Source organism: Eggerthella sp. BIOML-A1 (assembly GCF_009875595.1).
Taxonomy (GTDB): Bacteria; Actinomycetota; Coriobacteriia; order Coriobacteriales; family Eggerthellaceae; genus Eggerthella; species Eggerthella lenta.
The window spans coordinates 167,774-175,449 of the sequence record NZ_WWRZ01000009.1 but is presented as its reverse complement, the minus strand read 5'-3'; the positions used below and the strand labels follow the sequence as shown (position 1 = coordinate 175,449).

At 66.4% G+C, this 7,676-nt stretch carries 6 protein-coding genes; 3 read left to right on the top strand and 3 right to left on the bottom strand.

Annotated elements, in window-relative coordinates; genetic code table 11:
* Positions 1-20: 20 nt before the first annotated feature.
* Positions 21-728, bottom strand: a complete 708-nt coding sequence (locus GT590_RS12290) for a pirin family protein (RefSeq protein ID WP_009304801.1) — start codon at positions 726-728, stop codon at positions 21-23.
* Positions 729-894: 166 nt separating this feature from the next.
* Positions 895-2,940, bottom strand: a complete 2,046-nt coding sequence (locus GT590_RS12285; protein WP_161171133.1) for an ATP-dependent DNA helicase RecQ — start codon at positions 2,938-2,940, stop codon at positions 895-897.
* A gap of 679 nt (positions 2,941-3,619) precedes the next feature.
* Between GT590_RS12285 and GT590_RS12280 the strand changes: the two genes are divergently transcribed.
* The 3 genes from GT590_RS12280 to GT590_RS12270 are packed head-to-tail and all read left to right on the top strand — an operon-like array spanning position 3,620 to position 6,362.
* Positions 3,620-4,099 carry an RNA polymerase sigma factor gene (locus GT590_RS12280; protein WP_255459193.1) on the top strand — a complete coding sequence of 160 codons (480 nt, stop codon included), beginning with the start codon at positions 3,620-3,622 and terminating at the stop codon, positions 4,097-4,099.
* Complete coding sequence (locus GT590_RS12275; protein ID WP_035578351.1) at positions 4,089-4,685, top strand: hypothetical protein; 597 nt, start codon at positions 4,089-4,091, stop codon at positions 4,683-4,685. The genes GT590_RS12280 and GT590_RS12275 overlap by 11 nt, the downstream gene beginning before the upstream one ends.
* Before the next feature lie 21 nt (positions 4,686-4,706).
* A complete protein-coding gene (locus GT590_RS12270; RefSeq protein ID WP_114516431.1) occupies positions 4,707-6,362 on the top strand; it encodes a VWA domain-containing protein in 1,656 nt (551 codons plus the stop codon).
* Here the strand turns inward: GT590_RS12270 and GT590_RS12265 are convergent.
* Positions 6,359-7,669, bottom strand: coding sequence for an amidohydrolase family protein (locus GT590_RS12265; RefSeq protein ID WP_035577294.1), 1,311 nt, complete (start codon positions 7,667-7,669; stop codon positions 6,359-6,361). The two genes, GT590_RS12270 and GT590_RS12265, sit on opposite strands and share 4 nt — an antisense overlap.
* Positions 7,670-7,676: the final 7 nt, after the last annotated feature.

The window sequence follows — 7,676 nt, the reverse complement described above, 5'->3', positions numbered from 1 at the left end:
CCTTCTGCATGCCAAAGCCGTTACGCCTCGTCAGCAGCCATGTCGAACATAATGTAGTGCGACGGCGTCTTCGCGCGAACGGACACCTCGCGCGTGGCGGTGATCTCGGCCGCGTCGCCCGCGTCCAGCTCGTTGCCGTTCACCATGCCTTCGCCCTCGATCTGGATGAGGTAGGCTTGCCGCGCCGGGTCGAGGTCGTAGTACAGCGTCTCGTCCGAGCCGATGACGCCTACGAGCACCTTCATATCCTGGTGGATCCGGATAGGCGCGAAGCCCTCCTCGCCCGAGGCGACGGGCATCCACTTCCCCACGCGGTCCTCCCAGTCGAAGCGGTGGTCGCCATAGTTCGGCTCCGCGTTCTTCTCGTCAGGCAAGATCCATATCTGCAGGAAACGCAGCGGCTCGTTCGTATCGTTGTACTCGCTGTGCATGATGCCGCTTCCTGCGCTCATGTACTGCACGTCGCCCCGCTCGAGGCGGCTCCCGTTGCCCAGGCTGTCACGGTGCGTGAGCTGGCCGTCCACGACGTAGCTGATGATCTCCATGTTGTCGTGGGGATGCATGCCGAACCCGCCGTGCGGGTCGAACCGGTCGTCGTTGACCACGCGCAGCGCGCCGAACTTGATGTTATCGGGTTTGTAGTACTCGGCGAACGAGAAATGGAACAGGCTGTGCAGCCATCCCCGGTCGCTTCTGCCCATGTTCTCGTGCTTGATGACCTTGATCATGGCCCATCGCTCCTTCTTGTTGTTTGATGAAGCGATGATAGCGTGCCCCTGCGCGCCACGCGTGGCGGTTGCATGTCGCTCGCGTAACGAGATGATGAGGAGCAAGCTTAGAGGGCAAGCGAGAGCGGGGCGGATTTTTCGCACGGGTCGGAAGCGGCGAGGCGGATCATCGCCCGTTTGCAAGCCCCTGCTCGAACGCGGCTATCTCGGACAGGAAGGCTTCGCCGTAACGGGCGAGCTTCGTAGCGCCCACGCCGCTGACCTCAAGGAACTCCTCGTCGGTTGCAGGCCTTTTCGCGCACATATCGCGCAGAGCCGCATCGGAGAACACGATGTAGGGAGGCTTGCCCGCTTCGTCGGCCAGGCGCTTGCGCAGCGTGCGCAGACGCTCGAACAGCTCGGGGTCGGCATCGTTCGCGGGCGCTCCCGACGAGCCGAACACGTGCGAACCGCCTGCAGCCGAACGCGTGCGCTCGGGCTTTCGCAGAACGCGCTTCATCGACAAGCTGAAACCCTCTTCGGCAGCCTCGCGGGCACGCGGCCCCAGACCCACCACCGGGTACGTCCCCTCGGTAATCAGCAGGTAGCCGCCTGCAGCCAGCAGCTCGATCACTTCTTTCACCTGCGCAGCCGGAGCGTTCACCGTATCGTAGCACGCGGCCTCGTCCAGATGCATGTCCAGCAGCTTCGCGTTCTGCGAGCCGCGCAGCACATCCACCACCATGCCCTTGCCGAAGCGACCCCGCAGCTCCTGCACGCAGCGCATGGCGGCGAGCGCGGTGTCGGTGACGTCCATCGACTCGAACTCCCCCGCGCAGTTCGAGCAGTTGCCGCAGGAAAAACCTCTGTCGCCGGTCGTTCGTAACGTCAGCGAGGAGGCTTCTGGCGCCGAAGATTGCGGTGAAAGTCCGACGTGGCGGCCTTCGGGCCGTGAGGAGGACTTGGAGCCGCAAGGTTCGGCGCCAGAAGCCCCCGCAGCGTCGGCTCGTTCCGTCGGCCGGCAAGCCGACGGAACCTTCTGCTCCCCGAAGTAATCGAGGATGTAGCGGCGCAGGCAGCCGGTGGTGTGGCAGTAGCCGGTCATCGCCGCCAGCAGGCGGCGGCGCGAGGCGCGCACGGCTTCGGCCTCTTCGGGCGAAAGCTCCTCGTTGCCCGATTCCTGCTCTATGAAGAAGCGGCAGGTGGACACGTCGCCGTCGCTCCAGTACAGAAGGCACGTGGAAGGCTCGCCGTCGCGGCCGGCACGACCGGCCTCCTGGTAGTACGCCTCGATGCTGCCGGGCATGTTGTGGTGGATCACGTAACGCACGTTCGACTTGTCGATGCCCATGCCGAACGCGTTGGTGGCCACCATCACCGGCGCGTCGTCGGCGATGAACGCGCTCTGGCTCTCAGCGCGGTCGGCCGCCGACATGCCCGCATGGTAACGCGCGGCGCGGACGCCCTCCTCCAGCAGCGCGGCGTGCACCTTGTCGGTGTCCTTGCGGGTGGAGCAGTACACGATGCCGCTGTCGCCCGCATGCTCCAGCGCGTAGCCGGCGATGCGCGCGATCTTGCGCTTCGGATCGAGCCGCTCAACGCCGAAGTACAGGTTCGGGCGGTCGAAGCCCGTAACCACCTCGTAGGGGTCGCGCAGGTCGAGCAGGCGCACGATGTCGGCGCGCACGCGCGCGGTGGCCGTGGCCGTGAACGCCGCCACGACGGGACGGTTCGGCAGCTGTGCGATGAAATCGCCGATGGTCAGGTACGACGGGCGGAAATCCTGGCCCCACTGGGACACGCAGTGCGCCTCGTCCACGGCAACGAGCGGGATGGCCGCCCTCTGCGCGAATTCGAGGAACCTCGGATCGGCAAGTCGCTCCGGCGCCACGTACATGATCTGGTAGGCGCCGTCCAGCGCGCGGCGCAGGACGGTGGACTGCTGCCCGGGCGTGAGCGTGGAGTTGAGGTAGGCACCGCGGATGCCGGCGTCCAGAAGCGCGCGAACCTGGTCGCCCATCAGCGACACGAGCGGGCTCACCACCAGCGCCAAGCCGTCCATCACCACGCCGGGCACCTGGTAGCACACCGACTTGCCCGCGCCCGTGGGCATGACCGCGAGCGCGTCGCGGCGGCCGAGGATCGCCTCGACGACACCCTCCTGCCCCGGTCGAAAGGCCTCGTAGCCGAAGTGCTGCTTGAGCGCCTGGTGCGCCTGCGATAGATCCGTCACTGCTGCTTCCTCCCCGCCCGTTTCCGGCTTGCTCTCGTATTCCCATGATACTGCATTGTTCCTCGAACACGTCTTGCGCGACGGCAGGAAGCATGTATAATGCAGGGTGTCAGCGGTGCCCGTGGGATTGAAGCTCCGGACGGGTGACGCCGGTACGTTTCGGGGACGGTTAGGGACTAGGACTCCCGCCGTCCTTTCTGTTTCCTCGATGCCTTCCGCTTTCGTCGCGCCCAGTCGTAGGCTGCCATGAAGAATGACAAGATGGAACATAGTCCTGCGATCAGATTGAAACTATCCATCGGGTAATCACCTCCTCTCGAAGGCGCCACCCGCCGGAAACGGACACTGCTGACAGCCATGATTCTAGTGCCTCGCACGCTGTCTGTGAAGTAAAAGTTTTCCCAGATCAAACAATATTTTTGACGTTAGATCCGCGTTGGATCCACGCGTGATCCGCGTTGGATCCGCACTGGATCGACGCGTGCTGCGCGTGGTATCCGCGTACGATCCGCGCTAGAATCGCGCAAGATCCGCATGGACTGCACGCAAGAACCGCGTGGGCTGCGCGCAAGGTTTCGCAGGCTTGCGGAGCGAAGCATCGCCTTCCGCTACAATATCCTCCAAATTCCTCCGACAAAACCCGCCGCTCGATCGTGTTGCAGTCAGAAAGGGAAAACCGCTGCAGAACAACGTCGACATAGCCGCACTGTTCAACCGCCACGCCGCGACGGTGTATAGGCTGTGCTACTCGTTTCTGGGCAGCGCGGCCGACGCGGAGGACGCGACGCAGAGCGTGTTCATGAAGCTGATCGACCGCCCGCGCCGATTCAACGACCCCGAGCACGAGAAGGCATGGCTCATAGTATGCGCCCAGAACCACTGCCGCGACGTGCTGAAAAGCGCGCACCGAACGCGGCAGACCGCCCTTCCCGAAGACATCGCGGACGAGAGGCGCGCGCGGCAGGACGAGACGCTGGATGCGGTGCTGGCCCTGCCGGAGAAGTACAAGACCTGCGTGTACCTGTTCTATTACGAGGGGTATCGCACGGCAGAGATAGCGGCCCTGACCGGAGTGCCATCCTCGACCGTGCGCAGCCATCTGAGCGAGGCGCGGGCGCTTCTGAAGACGATGTTGGGAGGTGAGAGACATGGACGATAGCCGTTTCCACGCGGAAGAATCGCTCGAGAAGTGTCTGGCGGATGCCTACGAGAGCATGAGTCCCGACGAAGAGGCCCGGCGGCGCATGCTGGCGGAGCTGCTGGCCGCAAGCGAGCGGCGCGCGCCGAAGCGCCGGTCGGCGCGGCGCGCGCTGATCCCCCTCGCCGCCTGCCTCGTGCTTGCTGCGGGCATCGGCGCGCTCACCTACGCCTCCTCCCTCACGCAGCCCCCGAGTTCCGGCGGTGCGGCGACGATCGCCAGCATCAACGACGAATTGAAATCAGCCGCCCCCTCCTCGGCCGACGAAGCGCAAAGCGAATCGGGCGCGGCTCCGTCCGACGGAGACGCACGTCACCCGTTCGTCACGCTCTCCTCGGGCGAGCGTCTGCGCGTCGCCCTCGGCGACGACGGCCCCCTACCTGCCAGCCCCGAAATCGTCGGAGAAGAATTGGAGCGCACCGTCGCCACCGGCCCCGGCGTAACGGCATCCTCGCCGTGCACGGTGTTCGCGACGAGCGACCCGGCCCACCCTTATGCCATCCGATACGACGAAAACGGCGTCACGTACCTGGCCGACCCCGCGTAAGCCCGACGAACGGAGAACATCATGCACGCTTCCAACCGCAGCCGCGGCAGGCTCGCCGCGGGCTCCATCGCCTTCGCCGCCCTGATCGCCGGCGCATCGCTTGCCGGATGCAGCCCCGACGGTCAGGCGGGCGGCCAGCTGGGATCGGCTGCAAGCGAATTGGAGATCATGGCCATCGGTTCCGCGCTGCCCGAGACAGCCTCCTCATGCCCTCCTCCCTATCCGTACAACCCCTCGCCCTCTCCCGGCGGCACCGAGGAATACCGTGCGCTCGACGAGCCGGGGTTCCTCTCCCCTGCGACCAGCCCGCTGTCCACGCTGTCGGCCGACGTCGACACGGCCTCGTACTGCAACCTGCGCCGCATGGTGGCGCAGGAATACGCGCCGGCCGTCGTACCTGCCGGCGCCGTGCGCACCGAAGAGCTGCTCAACTACTTCGACTACGCCTACCCGGCGCCCGTTGGCTCCGACTTGTTCGGCGTATCGACCCAGATGAGCGACTGTCCTTGGAACGACCAGACGAAGCTGCTGGTCATGGGATTCGCCACCGAGAAGGACGGCGACGCTTCGTCCGCGGGCGCCAACCTCGTGTTCCTCATCGACGTCTCGGGGTCGATGGACGACCCTGACAAGCTCCCCCTGGTCAAAGACTCGTTCGCCACGCTCGTCGAAGGGCTGACGGAGCGCGACCGCGTGTCCGTCGTAACCTACGCCAGCGGCGAGCGCGTGCTGCTCGAAGGCGTGCCGGGCGACGACAAGCGGCGTATCATGCGCGCCGTCGACGGCCTCGTCGCCGAAGGGTCGACGAACGGGGAAGCCGGTTTGGAGCAGGCGTACCGTCTGGCGGAATCGTCGTTCATCGAAGGCGGTGTGAACCGCGTCGTCATGGCGTCGGACGGCGACCTCAACGTGGGCATCTCGTCCGAGAGCGAGCTGCACGACTTCGTCGAGCGGAAGCGCGAGACCGGCGTGTACCTCTCGGTGCTGGGATTCGGCTCGGGCAACTACAAGGACAACAAGATGGAGACGCTGGCCGACCACGGCAACGGCGCCTACCACTACGTCGACTGCGCCGAAGAAGCCCGGCGGGTGCTCGGCCGGAACCTCCGTGCGAACCTCGTGCCGCTTGCCGACGATGTGAAGATCCAGGTGGAATTCAATCCCGACCGGGTGAAGGGCTATCGGCTGATCGGTTACGAGAACCGCGCGCTCGCCGACGAGGAGTTCCGCGACGATGCGGCCGACGCGGGCGAGGTGGGCGCGGGCCATGCGTTCACCGTAGCGTACGAGATCGTCCCCGCAAGATCGGCGTTCGAGGCGGGCGCGTCCGCATTGAAATACGGAAGCGATGCCGACGACCGGCAGGACGGTCGCCGCTCCGAAGCGAACGACGGGGAATGGCTGACGTGCACGATGCGCTACCGCCCTGCGGGAACCGTCGAAGCGGTCGAGCAGGCGCTGGTCGTCGACGACGAAAGCTGCACCGACTGCCCGAACGGAGATTGGACGTTCGCCGCCGCTGTCATCGAGTGCGGCATGGCGCTGCACCGCTCGCCCCATGCCGGTACCGCCACCCTCGAAAGCGCCCGCGACCTGCTGGCAAGCTGCGAGCTCACCGACCAGCAGCAAGGCTTCGAAACCCTCCTCGCCGACCTCGCCCGCCGGCAGCGCCGCTAGACGGGCTTCGGCAGGAAGCCGTCGAGCTCGACGTCCAGTTCGGCAAGGCGCTTCACGCGAGGATGCTCGTCCAGCACGCCGCGAGCCATAACCATGCGCACGTCGCGAAGCGCCTCCAGGTTCTCCAGGGGGTTGCGGTCGAGCACGATGAGGTCGGCCGCCTTGCCCGCCTCGACGGAGCCCGTCTCGTCGCCCAGCCCCAGGATGCGCGCGTTGCCCAGCGTGGCCGTATGCAGCGCCATCTGACGCGACGCGCCCACGATGCGCTCGAAGTACACCACCTCACGCCACATGTCGTACTGGGTGATGTAGGGGCACGACGAATCGGTTCCCAAACCTACGGGGATCCCCGCCGCCAGCGCCTGCTTCGCCGCCTGCACGATGCCCTCGAACACGATGCGGCCGTTCACCTTCTGCACCTCGGTGGAATGCGTTTTGGCGGGATCGAGCTCCACGAACGGAAGCGCAGGCGAGACGGTGCAGGTCAGCGACGAGGCGCGCCCGGCTCCGTTGCGCTTGAACAGCGCGATCAGCTCGTCGTCCAGCGGGGCGCCGTGCTCGATGGTGTCCACGCCGGCCTCGAGGCCCACGCGCACGCCCTCGGCGCTCTCGATGTGCGCGGCGGTGCGCAGGCCCAGCTTGCGTGCCTCGTCGCAAGCCGCCTGCGCAACCTCGGGCGACATGCGCAGCACACCCGGCTCGCCCTCCACCTCGGCGTCGAACACGCCTCCCGTGACGAACAGCTTCACCAAGTCGCACTTGTGCGAGAAGCAGTCGCGCACGATGGCGCGCGCCTCTTCCGGCGTGGACGCGACGTGCGCGAACAGGCCCGCGCCGTGGCCGCCGGGCACCGTGACCCCCACGCCGGACGTGACCAGCCGCGGACCCGGATGCTTCCCCGCGTTGATGGCATCGCGCACGTCCACGTCGGCGAACCCAGGATCGCCCACCGAGCGCACGGTGGTCACGCCGCTGGCCAGCTGCTGCCGCACATGCGCCTTGAGCGTGCGGCGCAGGTACCACCTGCCCAGCGGGTTGCCCACCACCTTGTCGATGAGGTCGCCTGCGGCGCCGGCGCTCGTGGGCTTGCCCGAGCCGCACAGGTGCACGTGCAGGTTCACCAGGCCGGGAGCCAGATACGCTCCGGCAAGGTCGATCTCGCGAGCGTCGAACGGCCCCACGGTGGTGGCCGCCGGACCCACCTTCTCGATGATGCCCTCGTTCACCACGACGGTCATGTTGGGCTGCGGCTCCATGCCCTCGGTGCCGTCGAGCACGGTTGCATGGGTGAACACGTAGGAGGTCATGGCGATC

What these genes read in the sequence shown, in the direction of transcription:
- GT590_RS12290 (WP_009304801.1), bottom strand. Translation starts at nt 728, where the DNA reads ATGATCAAGGTCATCAAGCACGAGAACATGGGCAGAAGCGACCGGGGA.
- GT590_RS12275 (WP_035578351.1), top strand. Translation starts at nt 4,089, where the DNA reads ATGGACGATAGCCGTTTCCACGCGGAAGAATCGCTCGAGAAGTGTCTG.
- GT590_RS12270 (WP_114516431.1), top strand. Translation starts at nt 4,707, where the DNA reads ATGCACGCTTCCAACCGCAGCCGCGGCAGGCTCGCCGCGGGCTCCATC.
- GT590_RS12265 (WP_035577294.1), bottom strand. Translation starts at nt 7,669, where the DNA reads ATGACCTCCTACGTGTTCACCCATGCAACCGTGCTCGACGGCACCGAG.